Here is a 20961-nt window from a genome sequence, read left to right as displayed (position 1 = left end):
GCTGGCTAATATGCCAGCCTTTTTTGTGTAAAAACGCCGGAACGTCTTGTTTTGCGGGCTTTTGCAGTGCTTTTCAGTTGCTATGGGCGGAACTACACGTATTCTCCGCCCGACCTCAATTCAGAGTCGTTTCATGCCAATCAGAAAGGGTGGAAACATGAATAAGAACGAGCTCGTATCTGCTGTCGCCGAAAAGGGCGGTTTGACCAAGGCCGACGCAGCGTCGGCAGTGGATGCAGTTTTCGAAACTGTACAGGCTGAACTCGCAAAGGGCGGCGACATCCGTCTCGCTGGCTTCGGTGCCTTTACCGTTTCGCATCGTGAAGCATCCAAGGGTCGCAACCCTTCGACAGGCGCAGAAGTCGACATTCCGGCACGCAACGTGCCGAAGTTCACGGCCGGCAAGGGTCTGAAGGACGCCGTTAATAACAAGTAATTGTGGGGCGCTTCCCTGGAAGCGCCTTTGCACTTCTCTTCATTGCGAAGTGATGAAAAGAGCCCGGACACGCGTCGGGCTCTTTTTTTGTGGGCGCGGCCCCCATCCCGTCATGCGGGCTGGCCATTTTCAGAGACGCAGTGTTTCGCAAACGCGGATCATTCGGTGCTTGATGAAACCGCCGATTTCACTTAACTCATGGTCGCCGGATAATCCGGCATGAATTCTCAGGGCGGGGTGAAAGTCCCCACCGGCGGTATGGGACCTTTCTCCCGAGCCCGCGAGCGCTCCGTGAAAGCGGAGGTCAGCAGATCCGGTGAGATGCCGGGGCCGACGGTCATAGTCCGGATGAAAGAGAATGAGATCCTGGCGGCTTCCGACTTGCGTTCTGCCATCGGGCAGGCGCGGGGGAGGGTGTTCGTTAGACGGTGCATCGTCATTGTCTTGCGCACTGTGCCGCTATCCCTCTCATGCGTCCTGATTTGTGTTGATCCTTTGACGTGAAGGAAGAATGACATGAATCAGAGCTTGATTTTGCTTGTGCGTTCCCGCGCCGTAACCGGTGCATTTTTCATGGTGCTCGCAGGCATTGCCTTTGCCGCTCTCAATGTCGCTACCCAGCGGCTCACCATGACTTTGGGCTTTTCACCGTCCTCGACGGCCTTTTGGCAATATGGCTTTGCCTTCGTGCTGTCGCTGCCTTTGCTGGCCCGACTTGGCATCAAGTCCATGAAGACGATCTATCCCTGGCGTCACATCATCCGAGTGGTCTTTGCCGCCTTTGGCGTTCAGGCCTGGACCATCGGTCTGGCCTCGGTGCCGATCTGGCAGGCCATCGCACTGGTGATGACCTCGCCTTTCTTCATCATCATGGGCGCGCGCCTGTTCTTGGGCGAACGTGTCGGGCCTGTGCGCTGGGCAGCAACGGCTGTCGGTTTCACCGGTGCCATGATCATTCTGCAGCCATGGTCGGATGGATTTACCGCAGCCGCGCTTCTGCCGGTGCTGGCAGCCCTGCTCTGGGGAGCGTCGTCGCTGGTGATGAAGAACCTCACCAATTTCGAGCCTGCAGAAACCGTCACCGTCTGGCTGCTGGTGCTGCTGACGCCCATCAATGGCGGTCTGGCACTGGCCTCGGGCTTTGAGGTGCCGACCGGCCAGGTGTTGGCGCTTCTGCTCGTGGCAGGCCTACTGACAGCGTTCGGCCAATATCTCCTGACACTCGCCTACAGCGTCGCCGATGCTGCTTATGTACAGCCATTCGACGATCTGAAGCTGCCGCTCAACGTACTGGCCGGGTGGTTGGTGTTCGGCTATGCGCCTGCAGGCTATCTCTGGCTGGGTGCGCTGATGATCCTGTCGGCTTCGCTGTTCCTGATGTGGACAGAGATGGGCAAGGAGAAGCGGGAGACGCAACTGCCGGCCTGAGCTGTGGATAAGCCCCGGCGGGGTCGATAGAGGCAATCACTGCAGCCTATCGGCGGCCATTGTCATTCGTCTGTCATCCAAGTGACGCACAAGCCTCCTGTCTCATTCTCATGGAACAGGAGGGCTCTCCCATGACTTCAGGATTTTCCCGCGCGGCCCTGACCGCGGCTCTGCTCGCTTCCGCCGCCATCCCGGCTGGCGCGGAACAGGTCTTCAACCGCATCGCGTCTTTCCCTGTCGCCACCAATCTGCCGGCGGACCAGGATCCGATGACGCAAACCTCGGCTGAAATCATCTATGCCTCGGAAGACGGCAACACGCTCGTCTATTCCGATAGCCCGCTTGGCGGCATCGGCTTCGTCGACATCACCGATCCAAAGGCACCCAAGGCAGCAGGCGCTGTCATGCTCGACGGCGAGCCGACCTCAGTTGCTATCGCCGGCGACAAGGTCTTCGCAGGTGTGAACACTTCCGAAAGCTATGTGAAGCCATCGGGCAAGCTCGCCATCGTCGGTCTGACATCCAAGACCGTTGAAGCCAGCTGCGATCTCGGCGGTCAGCCCGATTCGGTTGCGGTCTCCCCAGATAAGTCCTTCATTGCCGTTGCAATCGAAAACGAGCGCGACGAAGAACTGAATGACGGTGCAATGCCGCAGATGCCCGCCGGCGATGTGGTCATCATTCCAATCAAGGATGGCACCGCCGATTGCGGCGCACTCAGCCATGTGGACGTGACCGGTCTTGCCGAGATCGCGCCTGAAGATCCGGAACCGGAATTCGTCGCCATCAATTCGCTCGGCGAAATTGCCCTGACGATGCAGGAAAACAATCACATCGTCATCATTGACGGCAAGACTTCCAAGGTGACCGCGAATTTCTCCGCTGGTTCGGTCGATCTTGACGGTATCGACATCGAAAAAGACGGCAAGCTCGACTTCACCGGGTCTCTGAAAGATGTGAAGCGCGAGCCTGACGCTGTGAAGTGGCTGGACGACAATCGTATTGTGATCGCCAATGAAGGCGACTACCAGGGTGGCTCGCGTGGCTTCACCATCTTCGACAAGACCGGCAAGGTTCTGTTCGAATCCGGTGCGTCGTTCGAACGCGAAGTGGCCCGCCTCGGCCATTTCCCTGACAAGCGCGCCGGCAAGAAGGGTATCGAGACAGAAGGTCTCGAAGTCGCCTCCTTCGATGGCCAGACCTACATCTTCGTTCTGTCGGAGCGTGGCTCTGTCGTCGGCGTCTACAAGGATACCGGTGCCGATCCTGAACTGGTGCAGATCCTGCCATCCGGTATCTCTCCCGAAAGTGCTGCTGCTATTCCAGGCCGCAAGCTGCTGGCGACGGCAAACGAAGTCGACCTCGGCGAAGATGGCGGCGCGCGTTCGCATGTCATGATCTATGCCCAGGAAGAGGGCGCAGCCTCTTATCCGATGATCGAATCGGTCTCCGCTGACGGCAATATCATCGGCTGGGGCGCACTCTCCGGCCTCGTTGGCGACGCCGAGAAGCCCGGAATCCTTTATGCGGTCAATGACAGCTTCTATTCGGCGCAGCCGCAGATCTTCACAATTGATGCGACAGCAAAGCCCGCAAAAATCACATCGGCTCTGCCGATCACACGGGACGGCAAGGCTGCCAAGAAGCTCGACATCGAAGGCATCACGCTCGACGGTCAGGGCGGCTACTGGCTTGCCTCTGAAGGCAATACGGAAAAGGAAGTGCCGCACGCGCTCTATCACGTTGATGGCAAGGGTGCGATCACCGACGAAGTCTCACTGCCGGAAGACCTTTTGAAAAACGAAGTCCGCTTTGGTTTCGAAGGCGTGACCATGCTCGGCTCCGGCGATGACGCCACCTTGTGGATGGCCGTTCAGCGCGAATGGAAGGATGATGACAAGGGCACCGTCAAGCTCGTCTCCTACAAGCCAGCCTCCAAGGAGTGGGCAGCCGTTCGCTATCCGCTCGACAAGGGTGAAAAGGGCTGGGTCGGCCTGTCGGAAATCACCGCCCACGATGGCCAGCTCTATATCGTCGAGCGCGACAACCAGCTTGGCGATGCGGCCAGGATCAAGAAACTTTACCGCGTCGCGGTCGACAGCCTGAAGCCTGCCGCAATCGGTGGCGAGTTGCAGATGGTCTCGAAGGAAGAAGTTCATGACTTCATTCCCGATCTCAAGGCAACCGGCGGTTATGTTGTCGACAAGCTCGAAGGCTTCACCTTCGACAAGGATGGCAAGGCCTTTGCCGTCACCGACAACGACGGTGTCGACGACTCATCGGGCGAGACCCTGTTCTTCCCCGTTGATCTGACCGCCACCAACTAAGTTTCGTTCTCCCAAGACGATCGACCGAAGAGCCGGACGGGCAACCGTCCGGCTCTTTTTGCGATCAGCGACCTCGAGAGACGAAAGGGGTCGTGGAGAAAGATGATGTCGCGAGCATCAGGCCTGGCATGGCTCGTTGCAGACGGAGATGGCGGATCGCGGAAGCGCAAGACTGCGAATGCGTCTGGTCACGCAAGGCTCTCCGTCTATTATGAGCGGAAACGCACCCAGATTCGATGACGTGCTCACCAAAGCGAGATGATCTGTTGGAAACCGACCTCTACCCACCCGTTAAGCGCTTTCTCGAAAACCTCGGCTTCGAGGTCAAAGGCGAGGTGAAGGGTTGTGACGTCGTTGCGGTGTCCGGCGATGTGACGGAACTCGTTGTCATTGGCGAACTCAAGCAGACCTTTACCCTGGAGCTGGTGCTGCAGGCGGTCGAGCGCACCTCGGCCTGCGATGAGGTCTGGCTTGCGGTCTCGGCTTCGAAGAAGGGCAAGGGCCGCGAGGCAGATTCGCGGGTGAAAAAGCTTTGCCGCTATCTCGGTTTCGGATTGCTCTGCGTGGCGGGCGGTGATCGCGTTGACGTGATCGTCGAGCCAAGCGACTGGAAACCCCGCCGTGACCCCAAGCGCCGTTCCCGCATCGTCCAGGAATTCAACCGTCGCAGGGGCGATCCGATGGCCGGTGGCTCGACGCGCGTGCCGCATATGACGGCCTATCGTCAGCAGGCCCTGGTGGTTGCAGGTGCCATGGCGGAGGCACCAGTTCGTCCGCGCGACCTGAAGGCGGTAGCGCCTGAGGCCGCAAAAATCCTGCAGGCCAATTACTATGGATGGTTCATGCGGATTGAACGCGGTGTCTATGACCTGACGGATGCCGGTCGTGCAGCGCTGACGACATGGTCAAACCACCTGCCGCAGGCGGAAAATCCGGCGGCGCAGCACATAGCTTTGGGAGAAAAGACGGAACGGGCGGCCTGATCGGACCGCCCGGACAACACTTTACCAGCGATGATGCACGTGTGGGGCAATCAGCCGGTCGTAGACATCCTTTGCCGCAGCCATCACGTCGGCCGACAATGGCGCAAGTTCGGACGCCCCAGCGTTACCCTTGGCTTGCGCGTCATTGCGTGCGCCGGGGATAACCACCGTTACGGCCTCATGCATGAGGATCCAGCGCAGCGCCAATTGCGCCATGCTGGCGCCGGCGGGCACCAGCTTGCGGATCTCGTCAACCGCATGGAGGCCTGTCTCGTAGGGCACACCGGCAAAGGTTTCGCCCACATCGAAGGCCTCGCCCGCGCGGTTGAAATTGCGATGATCGTCATCGGCAAAATTGGTGGACGCAGTCATCTTGCCGGATAACAACCCGCTTGCCAGTGGCACGCGCGCAATCACGGCGATGTTTTTCTTCTGCGCCTGCTCGAAGAACAGACCTGCAGGGCGTTGGCGAAAGATGTTGAAGATGAGCTGGACGCTTTTGACGCCCGGATATTCGATCGCCTTCAGTGCTTCCTCGACCTTTTCGACACTCACGCCGTAATTGGCGATCTTGCCTGCCTTCTGGATCTCTTCCAGCGCATCGAACATTTCCGGCTGGTAATAGACTTCGGTCGGCGGGCAGTGAAGCTGCACGAGATCGAGACAGTCGATATCCAGATTTTTCAGGGAGCGGTCAATGAAGGCTTCGATATTGGCGCGCGTATAACCTTCCGCCACATGCGGGGACAATCGACGTCCGGCCTTGGAGGCCACCATGGGTCGCTCCCCGCCACGATCCTTCAGTACATCGGCGATGATCTTTTCGGATCGCCCGTCGCCATAGACATCCGCCGTATCGATGAAAGTCACACCGGCATCAAGCGCCGCGTTGAGCGCTGCACGCCCGTCCGCTTCCGAGACATCGCCCCATGAGCCGCCAATTTGCCATGCGCCAAAGCCAATCTCGCCGACGGTGAAGCCGGTACGGCCAAATGCATGATGCTTCATATGAAATTCTCCTTCTTGCCGGTGACGCAGGTAACAACGGCACCCCGGTCGGCAAGGGCGAACAGGGAATTGCGTATTTCACGTCTTGATGATGTTCATGATATGTTCCATATCTGATTGCCCCTGAATAATGATGATGAAAACCTGATGACCAGTTTGATCGACACCCTTGGAAAGGCCGCGCGCCATAACATGCTCGTGGTCGTGCGCTGTCTGGGCTGTGGCCGCGAGGCAAAGTTCATGGCCCATGAACTTGCAGTCTTCTACGGCCATGGCAGAGTGCTGGACACACTGCCATTTAAATGCCTGGAATGCGGTGTAAGCGAGAAGAAGATCAGGCCGATGGAGTTCATGAACGACCGCACGCGTGAGATCATTGTCTGGCGTCCGACCAAGATGAAGATCTAGCCGCGTGCCATCGGCCTATGGGGGAGACAAGTGTTCAAATTCGTCTTCAGGCTGTTGGCGCTTGTGCCCATGGTGCTGGTCGGCTGGGGCGTGGTCGAAAGTGCGATCACACTCTACCGCTCGGGCGTCGCCTATGGGTTTGTCGATCCTGTAGGCCTTGCGCAGTACCGACTGTATGCCGCCGGACCGCAGCGGTTTGTCGAGGAAATCGAAAAAGCCATCGACGCCGGTGACTACGACTATGCCGAATCGCTTTATGCGCTCGGCATAGCCTATGGTCACGATCTACCCCCGGATCTTGAGGAAAAGGCGAAAGCCACCTGGGCACGTCGCGCCGGTGTCGGCAGTCTGCGTGCCGCCAGGGGCTTCATCTTCGGCTCGGTGGATACGGGCGAGGAATTGGCCGGGACCTTGGTCAGCGATCTCGTTGGTGTCGGTGACCTCAGAGACTTCTCGGTCCAGGGCTTCAATTATGTATCCGGAAGAGATTACGACGTCTTGCTTCTTGGCTTTTCCGCAGTCGGGCTGGGGCTGACGGCAGCAAGCTACGGCTCGTTCGGTTTGGCCGCACCCGCAGATACCGGCGTCTCACTGGTCAAGAACGCCTATCGCGCCCGCAGGCTTTCCAAGCCGCTTACCGCCTATTTTGCCAAGACTGCCCGTCGGCTGATCAAGCCATCGGTACTGAAGTCGGAACTCAAGGTGTCGAGCGAGGGTGCCGCCGGCATAGCGCGCCTGGAGAAGGCCGCGTTCAAATCGGTGGACAAAACCGCAGCGCGTATCTTGATGAAGGATGTCGAGGTATTGGGCGACATGCGCAAGACGAGCGGTATTCGCGCGCCTTTGGCAGCGCTTGCCATTGCCGATGGGCCGAAGGATTTGCGTAAACTCAGCCGGGTCAGTGCGCATTTCGGCGCAAAGGGTGCTGTGGTGATGAAGTTTCTGGGCCGATCGGTCATCAGACTTGGCTATGGCGTTGCCGAGATCGCGAGTGCCGCGATCTCCCTGATACTCATGTTGTCAATGGCGTTGATACGCCTGCCGGCCCGCCTGTTGCTGGGCCGGTTGTTCAGCCGTTGGCACGCAGCAGCGCTGGTATTTCGGACATTGCGTCCGATCCTGCGGGCGTGGTGACCGCACCGGTATTCATGTGGGCGCTAATCTGGACGATGGTTGCCGTCTGCATCTCCGCAGTCTGCTCAGGCTTTGCATTGTCGCTGGTTTCCGACACGGAAATCATGTCACCGGCGGCGTCATAAAAATACTGCTTCTTGGTCATCTCGCGCTTTCAGCTTCCTGGACGGGGCCGTCCTGTCGGCGCCCGTTGATGCGGCTTCTCCTGATCGCGAATTGTTTTGAAATTAAGGCATGATCCAGCCCGTGCGCGGAACTTTTCCGCCATGCTGGGGGTTTCGTATTCAACCACCTGAAAGGGAGCACGGACATGCAAATTATTGGCACACAAGTTCATGAACAACGAGGCGGCAAGGGCGGATACATCGTCGAATTTGTCGGCGAGGGTGGCGACGTCATCTCCGTACAGTTGCGTCAGGGCAAGACCGGAGCGCTCAATCGTCAGAACGCCCTCGACAAGGCGCGTATCGCATTGTTGCATGCAGCCCAGTACAAGCGCAGCGACGATGTCAACGATGAGGCAGAGGCGGAGGCTATCCGTTCAGCCCGCGGATCCAACGATAACAATGATACGGAAGACCGTTTGGAGGAGGGGCTGGAAGACACATTTCCGGCATCCGACCCGGTCTCGATCACCCAGACCACCACAGCCGGTCGCGACGACCGGTGATCCATTCTCTGCATGATGCAGAGACCGACGATCCGCATGAGGCGGAATATCTTGAGCGGCACGTGCCATGATGGCCCGTGCCGTTTTTGATTTGTGAACGAGTTCGGTTGCAAGCCGTGATCCGTGCTGTTGCTGCACGCGTATTGATATCATGATCAAGAGAGCAAAAACGCGGGTATGATGACTAACGGGAGCCAGGAGAGAGTGCCGAACCGGCTCCTTGCGCTTTATGCCTTGCCTGCGCTGCCGCTGGCGGCTATTGCGCTGCCGTTTTATATTATCGTACCGTCTTACTATGCGACGCGTCTGGGGCTGTCGCTGGCCGGTATCGGCGTGGTTCTGCTGCTGATACGGGTCATGGACGCCATCACCGATCCACTGTTCGGCTATTGGTCGGATCGCATCACATCCCGGTTCGGGCGCAGGCGTTTTTTCTTTGCCTTGTCCTTGCCGCTGACGGCGGTTTCAGCACTGATGCTGTTCTGGCCCCCAAGCACTGCAGGGCTCTTCTATCTCGCCTTCTGGGGTGCGGCACTCTCCATCGGAACCACATGGACGACCTTGCCTCACACCGCCTGGGGTGCGGAACTCGTGTCGGACTATCATGGCCGTGCGCGGTTGACCGCCTGGCGCGAAGGCGCAACCGTGTTCGGCACACTGGTTGCCGTGTCACTGCCCTTCGCCATCGGCCTCGAACGGGCAGATGGCTTGTCTGGGTTGGCTTATCTCGGTCTGTTCGTCGCCGTCGGTTTGCCGGTGCTGGGATTGATGACGGTCGCATGGGTCGCGGAGCCCGAAGACCTGACCCGCCGTCGCCTGGCGCTTGTCGACGGATTGCGCCAGCTTTGGGACAATGCTCCCTTCCGCCGTCTTGCCCTGGCCTTTCTTCTCAACAGTTTTGCCAATGCGGTGCCGGCCAGTCTGTTCCTGTTCTTCGTCTCCGCACGGCTGGGTGCTGAGACATTGCAAGGCCCGCTGTTGTTTGCCTACTTCCTCAGTGCCGTGGCTGGCGTTCCCCTGGCCGTGCTTGCCGCCAGGAGAGTGGGCAAGCATCGTGCCTGGTGCATTTCCATGCTGGCGGCCTGCGCGATCTTCTTTACGGCCGGCTTTCTGCGGGAGGGCGATGTCGCTCCTTTTGTCGCCATCTGTATCTTGACCGGTCTGCTGCTGGGCTTCGATCTGGCACTTCCACCGGCAATACAGGCGGATGTGATCGACAACGACACGGCGCTGTCAGGAGAACAGCGCTCCGGACTTTATTTCGCCGCCTGGAGCCTGATTTCCAAACTGGCGCTGGCCCTTTCTGCCGGAACTGTCTTTCCCCTACTGGGATCAGCAGGTTTCGATGCCAATGCTGCTGAGAGCGCCGCCCCCGCTGCGCTTTGGGCACTGGGTGCCCTCTACGCCTGGCTGCCGATCCCCATAAAGCTGGCATCCATCGCAGTCATGTGGAACTTCTCGCTCGACGAATTGGAACAGAAGCGGCTGCGCGAGCGCATTGAGAACGCATGATCAACATAAACACGCTATCTGCAAGAAATGACGGGCGTTGCTGCGCTGCATCGGCCAGTCCGACATCCTTCGTGCTAAGACGGCGCAAAAGCTGCGGTTGTTAAGAGTAGCTTTCACAAAGCAACCACCGGCGGACGCGAATATGCAAGTTCTGACAACGACGTTTCATCCCGCATGGATTATTGCCGCCGCAACAGCCTTCCTGGTCATTACCCGTCCGTTTCGATGGCCTGAGGCCGTCTGGGCGGTCGGAGGCGCAGGCCTGTTGCTTGCATTTGGCCTGATGCGCCCGTCAGCCGCCTGGACCGGTATCGCCAAGGGGTTTGACGTCTATCTGTTCCTGATTGGCATGATGCTTCTGGCGGAGTTGGCGCGAAAGGAAGGCCTGTTTGACTGGCTGGCCGTTGCCGCGATCAACCATGCCAAAGGCTCACCGAAACGGTTGTTCGTTCTGATCTATGCCGTCGGTCTCCTGGTCACCGTCTTTTTGTCCAATGATGCCACTGCTGTGGTCCTGACGCCGGCAGTCTATGCGGCAACACGCGCGGCCAAGGTGAAAAATCCGCTGCCATATCTGCTGATCTGCGCCTTTCTTGCCAACGCCGCCAGTTTCGTCCTGCCGATTTCGAACCCCGCCAATCTCGTCATTTTCGGTGGCGGCCACATGCCACCGCTCGGTGAATGGCTACGAATGTTTACGCTTCCCTCCATCGTTGCGATCATTGCCACTTTTGTCGCTCTTTACTGGACACAGCGCGGCTCTCTCAGCACCGACACGGTCGCCATGACTGCGTCGACGCCGCAATTGTCCTTGGCTGCCAAAGTTGTCGGAATTTCCCTTGCGCTCACGTCGGTTGGACTGGTTCTCGCCTCGGCATTTGAAATGGAATTGGGCCCGCCGACATTTCTGGCCGGCATGGCGACGATGCTGGTAATCGTCGCGGTCAATCGTCAGGCCCCATTTGCCGTGCTGCGGGGTATCTCCTGGACAGTCTTGCCTCTGGTCGCCGGCCTGTTCGTGATCGTGGAAGCGCTGAGCGGGACGGGCCTTATCCGCATCCTTGCAGACATTCTCGAGCGCGCGATTGCCAGTTCGCCGCAATGGGCTGCAGGTGGTGCAGGCGTAATCGTTGCCATCGTTACAAATCTCGTCAACAATCTCCCGGCGGGTCTGGTTGCGGGCAGCACGGTCCAATTGGCGCAAGTGCAAGGCGTGGTATCCGGTGCGATCCTGATCGGTGTCGATCTGGGGCCTAACCTGTCGGTGACGGGGTCGCTTGCGACCATACTCTGGTTGACGGTGCTACGGCGCGAGAACATCCATGTCGGGGCCTGGCAGTTTCTGAAGCTCGGTGTCGTCGTGATGACACCGGCTCTGCTTCTGGCGCTGGCAGCACTGCTCCTGACGTCATAGTCCTGTGACGGTTATCAGGGCATCACCGCAGAGGCGTCCGTGCGTTAAACCGACTCTCGCTCGATAATCTGGCATTCGACCTTAAGCTGGTCGTGGCGGCTTTTCAGCCCGCCTGCAATATCGTCGATCATCTCCACCGCCATCGCGCCCATTTCAAAGAGCGGCAGGTGAAGAGTGGTCAGCGGCGGCCGGATGAACTGGGCGATATCGCGATTGTCGAAGCCGATGACCGAGATGTCGCCCGGAACGGATTTTCCTCGTTCTTTCAGCGCCTCGATACATCCAAGCGCCATCAGATCGTTGGCACAGAAGATCGCGTCGGGCGGGTTGGGCAGATCCATCAAGACCTGGGTCTCGGCATAACCGGAGGAGGGCTCCCAGTTGCCGTAGCGCACCAGTTCGGCATCGAAGGTGAAGTCGTGGCTCGCCAGAGCCTGCTTGTAGCCGCGCAGCCGGTCGCGCGGATTGTCGAGGCCGTCCTGTCCGTTGATCAGTGCGATCCGGCTGCGACCGGCCCGGATCAACCGTTCGGTCGCAGACCGACCTCCGGCAACGTCGCCCGGCAATATGGACGGCAGTCGCCGGCTTTGATCGTAGCAATTGACGAGCACCGACGGCACCGTCAACAGCGGCGTCGGTGGATCGATCTTGCGTGTCAGGATCGTACCAAAGATATAGCCCATCAAGGGTTGCCGCTCGTATTGCTGGAAGACGTTCTCGGTTGGGTCTTCGTCCGCCCGGAAAATGCCGAGCGTGACGATGATTCCCAGTTCGAGTGCCTTTTCGCGCGCGCCCTCGAAGGCAAGTGCCATCCAGGGATCGGTCGTCAACTCGTCGGTGATGAACGCGATCACCCTGCTGTCTGTCGCATCGCTGGCAGGCGAGCGATTTGTGCGAAGGTAACCGAGTTCATTGACGGCGTCGAAAACCTTACGGCGCGTCGCTTCGCTGAAGCGTGCCCCTGAACTGCCATTGAGTATAAGGGAGACGGTCGCTTGCGATACACCCGCCCGCGCTGCGACATCCATCATGGTGGGTTTCAAGGTGATCTCCGTATTGCGCGCGAGCGCACTGTCATTTCGATTCGCTATCTTCGCACATTGCGGAATCGGTCAAATGCCACAGCGACGATGATGAAGGTACCTATGAACATTCCTTGCCAGAAAGTCGAGATACCCAGCAGGATCAGGGAATTGCGAATGACCTCGATGAGCAGCGCGCCGACAACGGCACCCAGCGCATTGCCTTCGCCACCCGCCAGATTGGCCCCGCCGATGACCGCTGCGGCAATGACGGTAAGCTCCATCGCCTGACCGAGATTGGTCGTGACGCTCCCCAGCCAACCAGCCATCAGGATGCCTGCAAGGCCCGCTGTAAAGGCAGAGAACATGTAGATACTGACCTTCAGACGTTTGACCGGAATGCCGGTCAGGATCGCCGCACTTTCATTGCCCCCGATTGCAAACAGATGTTGTCCCCATCGGGTCCAGCGAAAGACCAGTGACATGATCACGGCAAGCGCAATGACGGCATAGAGTGGATGCGGAATGCCGAGTGTCGAGCCACCGCCAATCCACAACAGTATCTCGTGATCCGGCCCGAACTCCCAGATCATCTTGTTGTCCGACAGCACCATGGCAAGCGAACGCGCGGCTGACAGTGTCCCGAGTGTGACCACAAAGGCCGGCATGCCCGCATAAGCAATCAGCACGCCGTTCAACAGTCCGACCAGAAGTGCCGAGCCGAGGGCCATGAGGGCCGAGACCCAGAAGGACATGCCGCTGGCCATGGCCACACTGATCACCATTGCGCTCAAGACCACCGATGATCCGACCGAAAGGTCGATGCCACCGGAGGCGATGACGGCCGTCATGCCGATGGCGATGATTGCGACGAAGGCGAAGTTGCGCCCCACATTGAACAGGTTCCGCTCGCTCGCGAAAGTATCGGTCAAAAGGGTGAGCGCCAGGCATGCTAAGATGGCGGCGGTGAAGACCCAGAAGACCTGCAGGCTTTTTAGGCGGGAAAACCAGTTTTGATGCAGCGATTTGCTGATGATGTCGTCGAGCGTTGTCATGTCGATCTCCCTCCTAGGCAGTTTCGATGGCGCCGGTGATCAGGCCGGTGACTTCTTCAGGGGATGAATCCTTGGCGGGCTTGCGGCACACCATCTGCCCTCGACGTAAAACGGCGATCCTGTCTGAGACGCTGAACACATCGGGCATTCTGTGGCTGATCAGGATCACGCTGATGCCGCGGTCACGCAGGCGGCGGATGAGGTCGAGCACTTCCGCGACCTGACGCACCGAAATTGCGGCCGTCGGTTCATCCATCATGACAATCTTCGGTTCCGACAGCAGTGTGCGCGCGATTGCCACCGCCTGTCGTTGTCCACCGGACATTCGCCGCACGAGATCGCGCGGCCGGGTTTCCGATTTGAGTTGCTTGAACAATTCGGCCGAGACGGAATTCATCTGCTTGTAGTCGATATATCGGATCGGCCCGAAGTGACGCAGCGGCTCTCGTCCGAGAAAGACATTGGACGCGGCAGACAGATTGTCGGCGAGCGCCAGGTCCTGGTAGACCATCTCTATGCCCTCCCGCTGGGCGTCGAGAGGTCTGTGAAAGACCACTGGCTTGCCGTCAATGCTGATCTTGCCCGTACTCGGCGGGAAGTTTCCGGCAATGATTTTGACGAGCGTGGATTTTCCGGCGCCATTATCCCCCATAAGGCCCAGAACCTCCCCCGGTTCGATCGAAAGTGACACATCGCTAAGCGCCTGTATCGCTCCGAAATTCTTTGAAACTCCTGAAAATGCAAGTCGCGACACAATTTCCTCCCTTTATATCAGCGCCGAAAATCCTCACTCCAAATCACACGGGCGGCTCATTTTCCCACGCCAGAATTAACTAATTACTTGACTTAATATTATTAGTAAACAAAGTTCAACTCGGACTAAGCTCTTTCGGAGGAGGGAAGCATGAGGCTTCTGCTGACGGGCGGAACGGGAAAGGTCGGGCAGGCATTCCTGCACGCATTCCTTGCAGATGTTCGTTTTGCGAAGTGGGAAGTGGTCGCACTTTGCAATAACAGGTCGGTCGAGGAGGGGGAGCGCGTCTCTGCGGTTCGGGGGTCCATGAACGATCCAGCTATCGTGGCTGAAGTCATGGATGGGGTGACCCATGTGATCCACATGGCAGCTGTCAAGGAAACGCCAGAGCTGATCTTCGATGTCGCCTTGAAGGGGCTTTACCTGCTGCTCGAGGAATTTCGGCGTTCACATTATGCGCGTCAGTTCATCCTGTTGAGTGGCGACTGCGCGGTCGGGCATATCTTCCATGACTACGATGCCCCAATCACCGAGGCGTCCGAGCGTCGGGCTTATCCGGGCAGCTACGCACTGACCAAGACCCTGGAAGAGGTGATGCTGGAGCAGTTCGGTCATCAGTACGGTGTGAACTGGTCGACGCTTCGTGCCCCGTGGATCATGGAGAAAGACGATTTTCGCTTCGCGCTCGACTTCAGCGACGCGCAATTTGGCGGTCCTTCATGGGCGGAGTTGATCGAGGAGGATCGGCTGCAGGACTGTCGCAAGGGTGGATATGTGCCGGTCTTGCGCGATGTGAACGGCGACTATCTCAAGCGAAACTTCGTCCATATCGACGACCTCGTGTCAGCAATTCTGGCGACGATCGACAACCCTCGTGCTGAAGGACAATTGCTCAATATTTCCATGGATCAGCCAGTGGATTATGGCGTCCTGGGCGAGCGGCTTTCAGCGCTCAACGGGCTCACTCCGGTCGAGATCGACACGCCGTTCTATAGCAACTGGCTCGACAATTCCAAGGCGCGGATGCTGCTCGGCTGGTCCCCGGAGATCGGCCTCGAGCAGATGATCGAGCGCGCCTGGCAATACAAGCGTGCGGAAAACGACCCGCGCATTGTCTGGTATCCCGGCTGAGGCAGGAGGCTTTGGTCGGTTTAAGTGGAGGAGGAAAAACCGATGAAAATGAAGATATTGGCAATGACGGCCCTATCTGTCGCGGCTTTGGCCGCAGGGTCGGCTGGAGCAGCGGACAAAAAGACCCTGGCGATTGTCGTCAAGGGTCTCGACAACCCGTTCTTCGAGCAGATCAACCTGGGCTGCAAGAAGTGGATGTCGGAGAATGCAGACAGCGAATACGAGTGCCTCTATACCGGCCCGGCGTCATCTGCAGACGAAGCCGGTGAAGTCCAGATCGTCGATGATCTGCTGACCCGTGGGGTGGCAGCGATTGCCATTTCACCGTCCAACGCGCCCGCCATGGGCAATCGTGTGCGTGACATTGCGCCGTCAGTGCCGGTGATGACGGTGGATGCGGATTTCCTGGAAAAGGACCGCGACCTGCGCAAGACATATCTCGGAACAGACAACTATCTGATGGGCGTGAAAATGGCGGAGGAGGCCAGCAAGCTCAAGCCGGATGGCGGTACCGTCTGCCTGCAGCTTGGCAATGTCGCTGCTGACAACATCAATGCCCGCGCTCAGGGCTTTCGCGATACCATTGCCGGTGCCAAGGAAATCGACCGCCTGACAGGACAGGGCGGTTGGACGGAAGTCGAGGGTTGCCCGGTCTATACAAATGACCAGGCCGATCTGGCCAACCAGCAGATGTCGGACGTGTTCACCGCCAATGCGGATCTCGACGCCTTCATCCTGATCGGCGGCTGGGCACAGTTTGCGCCGCAAGCCTATGCCCAGGTGACCGACCAGGTGATGGACAAGCTCAAGAGCAAGGACCTGATCATTATCGCCGGCGACACGCTGCCGCCGCAGACCCAGGCCTTCCGCGATGGTCGCAGCCACGCCCAGGTTGGTCAGCGTCCGTTCGAGATGGGCTACAAGGCTCCGGATGTGATGATCCAGCTCATCAACGGTGAGACGGTGGAAGATCCGCTGTTTACCGGGCTCGATGTCTGCAACCAGGACGATCCTGGTTTCTGCGCCGATAACTGAGTCTTGCGGGGCGGCGGGTGGCGGGCTTCCGGGCTCGCCGCCATTCTATGTCGCAAGACGAATTATCAGTAAACATATTAATAATAATGTCATCCGTTACCGTCATGTGGAACGCGACCTGGGAGGAAATCGGGTCGCAGGGAGGAAAGAAATGAAACATCTGAAATCATTGGTTCTCGCAGCAAGTGTGGCATTTGCCGCGAGTCCGTCCTTTGCTCAGGACAAACCCTCGCTGGCCTTTATCGTCAACGCGGCATCCGACTTCTGGAAGCTCTCCGAAGCAGGCGTGAAGGCGGCCCAGGCCGAGTTGCCGGATTATGACTTGCAGTTCCGCTACCCGGCTCAAGGGACAGCGGCCTTGCAGAATGCCCTGATGGACGATCTGGTCGCCGCCGGTACCGACGCGATCATGATTTCGTCGGCCGATCCGAAGAACTCGATCGATGCCTTCAATCGCATTGCAGCGCAGGTGCCGTTGTTTACGACGGACAGCGACGCACCCAACAGCAATCGCATTGCCTATCTCGGCTCGTCCAACACGGATGCCGGCGTTCAGGCCGGCGAAATGGCCGTCGCTGCAATGCCGGATGGTGGCAAATGCATGGGCTTTGTCGGCTTTCTCGGCGCTGACAATGCCGTTGAACGCATTGCCGGCTTCCGCAAGGCCGTCGAGGGCTCCGGTATCGAACTGGTGGATGTGAGGGGCGATGACGTGGACTTTGCCCGCGCACGCTCCAATGTCGATGACGTCCTGGCAGCCAATCCGGACATTACCTGCATGGTCGGGTTCTATTCCTACAACCCGCCCAAGATCTATGAGGCCCTTCAGGCCGCTGGGAAGCTGGGGCAGGTGACCGTGGTTGCCTTTGACGAAGACCCGGTGACGCTGGGTGCCGTGCGCGAAGGAAACTTCGTCGGAACTGTGGTTCAGGACCCTTACCAGTGGGGCTATCAGGGGATGAAGCTGATGGCGGCCTATCTGCAAGGCGACAAATCGCAGATTCCGTCTGACGGCCTGATCATTGTGCCAACCAAGAAGATCACCAAGGACAATGTCGATGCCTTCGCAGCCGAACTGAAAGCCCGCGTCGGCGGATAAGCGCGCTGTCGAAAACGATCCTGGCTGCACGGATCCCATGGGGTTCGTGCAGCCTTTTGATCCGTCCTGCGTTCCGGGAGCGTCGATGACAGAATATCCTGACAAGACCATAGAACTCGATCTGGTGGGGATCACCAAGGTCTATCCGGGTGCGGTGGCACTCAACAATGTGTCCTTGAGCATTCGCGCCGGCGAGGTGGTTGGGCTTATCGGCGAAAACGGTGCCGGCAAATCCACCTTGATGAAAGTGCTAAGCGGCGCCATCGCGCCTGATGAGGGGCGGATCATCATCGATGGCGAAGAGGTGAGGTCACTGACACCCGCCCGGGTTCATGAGCGGGGCATTGCTCTCGTCCATCAGGAACTCAATCCGTTTTCCAATCTCGATGTCACAGCCAATGTGCTTCTTGGCCGCGAAATGAGGCATGGCATTTTCGGATTTCTTGATCGCACGGCGATGGAACAGAAAGTGGCGCCGATCCTTGAACTGCTCGGCGCGCGTTTCGGCCCGCGTGATCGGGTCTCCGACCTCTCGCTGGCCGATCAGCAACTGCTCGAAATTGCCCGTGCGCTGTCGATCGATCTGCGTCTGCTCATTCTCGACGAACCCACATCCAGCCTGACCATATCGGAGACCAAGCGCCTGCTGGAGGTTATCCGGCAGTTGAGCGCAAAGGGCGTGGCCGTGCTGTTCATCACTCACCGTCTGGCCGAGGTCGAACAGGTGGCAAGCCGGGTGGTGGCGTTGCGCGATGGCTGCAATGCTGGGGGCCTGAGCCGCGAGGAAATCACCAGGCACAATATGGTGCATATGATGATCGGCCGCGACGTCAGCCAGTTCTACGAGAAAACCGACCATGTGCTCGGTTTGCCGGTTCTGGAGGTCAAGGCTCTGCGCACCAAAGCCAATCCGCAACATTCCATTGATCTTTGTCTGAGGGCCGGCGAGATCCATTGCCTGACGGGACTTGTCGGTGCCGGTCGCACCGAGCTGGCGCGCGCGATATTCGGCATCGATCCGGTCGAGGGCGGGGTAATCGAGATCGGGGGCAGGGTGCTTGCCCCCCATTCCGTGCCAGACGCGATCGCCGCCGGCATTTGCCTGGTGCCCGAGGATCGAAAGGCAGAAGGCCTGTTCCTGGATTTCTCGGTCATGGAAAATGTTGCGATGCCGGCGCATGACGGGCTTTCAAGGCATGGCTTCGTCGATGCGCGTGCGGAACGAAGACTGGCCGAATCGTCAAGGGACAATCTGAAGATCAAGACGTCGAGCATCGATCGCGCCGTCGCCGAAATGTCGGGTGGCAATCAGCAAAAGATCGTTCTCGCCAAATGGTTGGCGATGAAGCCCAAGGTCATCATTCTCGACGAACCGACCCGCGGCATCGATGTGGGGGCCAAGGCGGAGGTCTATCGGCTGATGCAGGCGCTGGCTGCCGAAGGCGTGGCGCTGTTGATGATCTCGTCCGACATGGAAGAGGTGATCGGCGTTTCAGACCGCGTGGCGGTCATGTGCCATGGGCGGATTTCCGGAACGCTCAAGCGCGATCAACTGACCGAGGAGAGCATTCTCCGACTGGCCGTCGAATAGAAGGGGAAGAGGATGCACAAGAAAGATATTGGACTTGCCACCCTGGTGGTCACGGTTGGCGCCATTGTTGCCATGGTCAATCCGCGTTTTCTGTCGCCGATCAATCTGGCCAATACTGCCAATCTCATCGGCCTGTTCGGATTGTTTTCGATAGCCGAAGCATTCGTCATCGTGACGGCTGGCATCGAATTGTCCATTGGTTCCGTCATCGCACTGATCGGCGTCATATTCGTCGACCTCATCGCCAGTTTCGGTGTTCCATGGGGCGTGGCACTGGCAATTGTCCTGGTTCTCTCCGTGGTCATAGGCCTGCTTCATGGCTGGCTGATCACCCGACTCAAGCTGCAGCCGTTCGTCGTCACCCTGTGTGGCCTTCTGATCTATCGCGGTGTTGCGCGATTCTACACCAAGGACGGGACCGCCGGCTTCAGTTTCGGTTCCGATTTTCCCATGCTGGAATATCTCGTGTCCGGTCGCACCGCCGGCATACCGCATTCCGTGATCGCTTTTGCGCTGGTCGCCATCGTCTCCTGGTTCCTGCTGCACCGCACAGTCTTCGGCCGCCATCTGTTCGCCGTCGGCAAGAATAGCGAGGCCGCGCGCTATTCAGGCATCGACACCAATCGTGTGATCATAAAGGCCTATGTGCTCTGCGCCTTCTTGACCGGGATCTCGGCGGTATTCTTCGCCATGTACACCCGGTCCGTTCAGCCATCGTCGCATGGCAATTTTTACGAACTGTATGGCATTGCCGCGGCAGTTCTTGGCGGCTTTTCGCTGCGGGGCGGGGAGGGCTCGATCATCGGCGTGGTGCTGGGCGTCATCCTGCTGCAGGAACTGCAGAACCTCGTGAACCTGCTCGGCATCCCGTCCTCCTTGAATTTCGCCGTGATGGGCAGCGTGATTCTCGCAGGCGTGATCGCCGATACGCAGTTTTCCCGCTACCGCGACGCCCGCCGACAGGCGAGCGCCATGGCAGCGATGGAAGACAATACATAATGTGACGCGGATTAAGTAAGGTGTCGTCTAAGCCGACTCGTTGCTACCGGATGGCGCATGACGAGTTGGCCATGGCTGCAATCCGATTGGTGAACGGCTCGCAACCGCGCCGCGCCTTATGAAGATGAGTGGGATACAGCACACACGGCATGAAATGCGGTTGGTTGCGCTTAAGAAAAAAAAGGAATTTCTGGAGGAAATGGTGGGCGATGAGAGACTCGAACTCCCGACATCCTCGGTGTAAACGAGGCGCTCTACCAACTGAGCTAATCGCCCGTCCGCTGTGCGAAGCATCTGTCCGCCGCGTCGGTGGCCGTGATCTATGCGGATCGGAAAAAATGCGCAAGAGTGTTTGTGAAGTTTTTTTGTTTTTTTTATCGCTTCGCACACAGGAGAGAAAAAATCGCACCTCTTTATGTATGGGGTCTTTCCATTGGCAATGGCCGGGTTGAAAGGGGAGGGCGCACACTGGAGGCGGGCATTGTCCAAAACATTTGCATCGCTGTCATCGTTTTGTCTGCGAACCTGCTTGACACCCAATCACGAACATCTTAGTTAGCCGCTCATCGACCGGCGAGGCCCGGTTGGTGAGGACGGTTTCACCGTCTTTTTGAGATGTGCGCGGGTGTAGCTCAGTTGGTTAGAGTGCCGGCCTGTCACGCCGGAGGTCGCGGGTTCGAGCCCCGTCACTCGCGCCACTCTCAAGTCCTCGACGAAAGGCAGCCTATCGAATTTCGAAAAGCAGTCTTCTCCGCTCAATGCGGACTATATATGCGCGGGTGTAGCTCAGTTGGTTAGAGTGCCGGCCTGTCACGCCGGAGGTCGCGGGTTCGAGCCCCGTCACTCGCGCCATATATTTCTCCTCCAATAAAAATAGGGTTTTGTTGCGCCGCATGGGTGTAATATACCGTTGACTATGTATCTGATTTTAACTCCTTGATAAAGTCGGACAGGT

The 20961-nt window shown here is 58.4% G+C and carries 19 protein-coding genes, 3 tRNA genes and 1 riboswitch; of the genes, 16 read left to right on the top strand and 6 right to left on the bottom strand.

The features are described from left to right. Nucleotides 1-157 precede the first annotated feature (157 nt). The 4 genes from hupB (at nt 158) to ACWPM9_RS13205 (ending at nt 5174) form a co-directional block, all read left to right on the top strand. The gene (hupB, locus tag ACWPM9_RS13220; protein ID WP_428185070.1) at nt 158-436 is read left to right on the top strand and encodes a DNA-binding protein HupB; all 279 of its coding nucleotides are present in this window, start codon (nt 158-160) and stop codon (nt 434-436) included. Between the two features lie 219 nt (nt 437-655). Continuing rightward, nucleotides 656-800, top strand: a riboswitch (FMN riboswitch). Between the two features lie 152 nt (nt 801-952). Then, nucleotides 953-1864 (top strand): DMT family transporter, encoded by a 912-nt coding sequence (locus tag ACWPM9_RS13215; protein ID WP_484755422.1) that lies wholly within the window; start codon nt 953-955, stop codon nt 1862-1864. Between the two features lie 131 nt (nt 1865-1995). Then, complete coding sequence (locus ACWPM9_RS13210) at nt 1996-4191, top strand: esterase-like activity of phytase family protein (protein ID WP_484755421.1); 2196 nt, start codon at nt 1996-1998, stop codon at nt 4189-4191. A gap of 266 nt (nt 4192-4457) precedes the next feature. After that, on the top strand, nt 4458-5174 hold the full coding sequence (locus ACWPM9_RS13205; protein WP_484755420.1) for a DUF2161 domain-containing phosphodiesterase: 717 nt from the start codon (nt 4458-4460) through the stop codon (nt 5172-5174). A 21-nt stretch (nt 5175-5195) separates the two neighbouring features. Here ACWPM9_RS13205 and ACWPM9_RS13200 read toward each other — a convergent pair whose 3' ends face one another. Next, nucleotides 5196-6182: an aldo/keto reductase gene (locus tag ACWPM9_RS13200; protein ID WP_484755419.1), complete on the bottom strand. Its 987-nt coding sequence runs from the start codon at nt 6180-6182 to the stop codon at nt 5196-5198. A gap of 147 nt (nt 6183-6329) precedes the next feature. Here ACWPM9_RS13200 and ACWPM9_RS13195 point away from each other — a divergent pair, with 147 nt between their 5' ends. Both ACWPM9_RS13195 and ACWPM9_RS13190 read left to right on the top strand, forming a co-directional pair. Further along, nucleotides 6330-6590 (top strand): hypothetical protein, encoded by a 261-nt coding sequence (locus tag ACWPM9_RS13195; RefSeq protein ID WP_428185065.1) that lies wholly within the window; start codon nt 6330-6332, stop codon nt 6588-6590. 30 nt (nt 6591-6620) lie between these two features. Beyond that, entirely contained in the window at nt 6621-7724 is a 1104-nt protein-coding gene (locus tag ACWPM9_RS13190; protein ID WP_484755418.1) for a hypothetical protein, read from the top strand. On the opposite strand, the gene ACWPM9_RS13185 is transcribed toward ACWPM9_RS13190, so the two are convergent. After that, entirely contained in the window at nt 7660-7869 is a 210-nt protein-coding gene (locus tag ACWPM9_RS13185; RefSeq protein WP_484755417.1) for a hypothetical protein, read from the bottom strand. The genes ACWPM9_RS13190 and ACWPM9_RS13185 overlap by 65 nt on opposite strands. A 165-nt stretch (nt 7870-8034) precedes the next feature. Here ACWPM9_RS13185 and ACWPM9_RS13180 point away from each other — a divergent pair, with 165 nt between their 5' ends. From ACWPM9_RS13180 to ACWPM9_RS13170, 3 genes are all read left to right on the top strand, one after another. Further along, nucleotides 8035-8394 carry a hypothetical protein gene (locus tag ACWPM9_RS13180; protein WP_428185062.1) on the top strand — a complete coding sequence of 120 codons (360 nt, stop codon included), beginning with the start codon at nt 8035-8037 and terminating at the stop codon, nt 8392-8394. Nucleotides 8395-8571: 177 nt separating this feature from the next. Beyond that, complete coding sequence (locus ACWPM9_RS13175) at nt 8572-9906, top strand: MFS transporter (RefSeq protein ID WP_484755416.1); 1335 nt, start codon at nt 8572-8574, stop codon at nt 9904-9906. A 142-nt stretch (nt 9907-10048) separates the two neighbouring features. Beyond that, a complete protein-coding gene (locus ACWPM9_RS13170; RefSeq protein ID WP_484755415.1) occupies nt 10049-11320 on the top strand; it encodes an arsenic transporter in 1272 nt (423 codons plus the stop codon). A gap of 44 nt (nt 11321-11364) precedes the next feature. Here the strand turns inward: ACWPM9_RS13170 and ACWPM9_RS13165 are convergent, their stop codons facing one another. The 3 genes from ACWPM9_RS13165 to ACWPM9_RS13155 are packed head-to-tail and all read right to left on the bottom strand — an operon-like array spanning nt 11365 to nt 14151. Continuing rightward, nucleotides 11365-12363, bottom strand: coding sequence for a LacI family DNA-binding transcriptional regulator (locus tag ACWPM9_RS13165; RefSeq protein WP_428185059.1), 999 nt, complete (start codon nt 12361-12363; stop codon nt 11365-11367). Between the two features lie 44 nt (nt 12364-12407). Continuing rightward, the gene (locus ACWPM9_RS13160; RefSeq protein ID WP_428185058.1) at nt 12408-13397 is read right to left on the bottom strand and encodes an ABC transporter permease; all 990 of its coding nucleotides are present in this window, start codon (nt 13395-13397) and stop codon (nt 12408-12410) included. Nucleotides 13398-13410: 13 nt separating this feature from the next. Beyond that, a complete protein-coding gene (locus tag ACWPM9_RS13155) occupies nt 13411-14151 on the bottom strand; it encodes an ATP-binding cassette domain-containing protein (protein ID WP_484755414.1) in 741 nt (246 codons plus the stop codon). 150 nt (nt 14152-14301) lie between these two features. On the opposite strand from ACWPM9_RS13155, the gene ACWPM9_RS13150 reads away from it, so the two are divergent. The 5 genes from ACWPM9_RS13150 to ACWPM9_RS13130 all read left to right on the top strand — a co-directional run bounded on the left by ACWPM9_RS13150 (nt 14302) and on the right by ACWPM9_RS13130 (nt 20006). Continuing rightward, nucleotides 14302-15282: an NAD-dependent epimerase/dehydratase family protein gene (locus tag ACWPM9_RS13150; protein WP_428185056.1), complete on the top strand. Its 981-nt coding sequence runs from the start codon at nt 14302-14304 to the stop codon at nt 15280-15282. 48 nt (nt 15283-15330) lie between these two features. Further along, entirely contained in the window at nt 15331-16317 is a 987-nt protein-coding gene (locus ACWPM9_RS13145) for a substrate-binding domain-containing protein (protein ID WP_484757652.1), read from the top strand. Between the two features lie 151 nt (nt 16318-16468). Further along, nucleotides 16469-17416, top strand: a complete 948-nt coding sequence (locus ACWPM9_RS13140; RefSeq protein WP_428185055.1) for a sugar-binding protein — start codon at nt 16469-16471, stop codon at nt 17414-17416. A gap of 85 nt (nt 17417-17501) precedes the next feature. After that, the gene (locus tag ACWPM9_RS13135) at nt 17502-19007 is read left to right on the top strand and encodes a sugar ABC transporter ATP-binding protein (protein WP_484755413.1); all 1506 of its coding nucleotides are present in this window, start codon (nt 17502-17504) and stop codon (nt 19005-19007) included. A gap of 12 nt (nt 19008-19019) precedes the next feature. Beyond that, nucleotides 19020-20006: an ABC transporter permease gene (locus ACWPM9_RS13130; protein WP_484755412.1), complete on the top strand. Its 987-nt coding sequence runs from the start codon at nt 19020-19022 to the stop codon at nt 20004-20006. 200 nt (nt 20007-20206) lie between these two features. Here ACWPM9_RS13130 and ACWPM9_RS13125 read toward each other — a convergent pair. Further along, nucleotides 20207-20282, bottom strand: a tRNA-Val gene (locus tag ACWPM9_RS13125). A gap of 345 nt (nt 20283-20627) precedes the next feature. On the opposite strand from ACWPM9_RS13125, the gene ACWPM9_RS13120 reads away from it, so the two are divergent. Beyond that, nucleotides 20628-20704 (top strand) — tRNA-Asp (locus ACWPM9_RS13120). Nucleotides 20705-20781: 77 nt separating this feature from the next. After that, nucleotides 20782-20858 (top strand) — tRNA-Asp (locus ACWPM9_RS13115). Nucleotides 20859-20961 lie beyond the last annotated feature (103 nt).

This window comes from Agrobacterium sp. H141 (assembly GCF_057158725.1).
The sequence above is the reverse complement of the archived record's forward strand: the minus strand, read 5'-3'. Positions and strand labels throughout refer to the sequence as shown.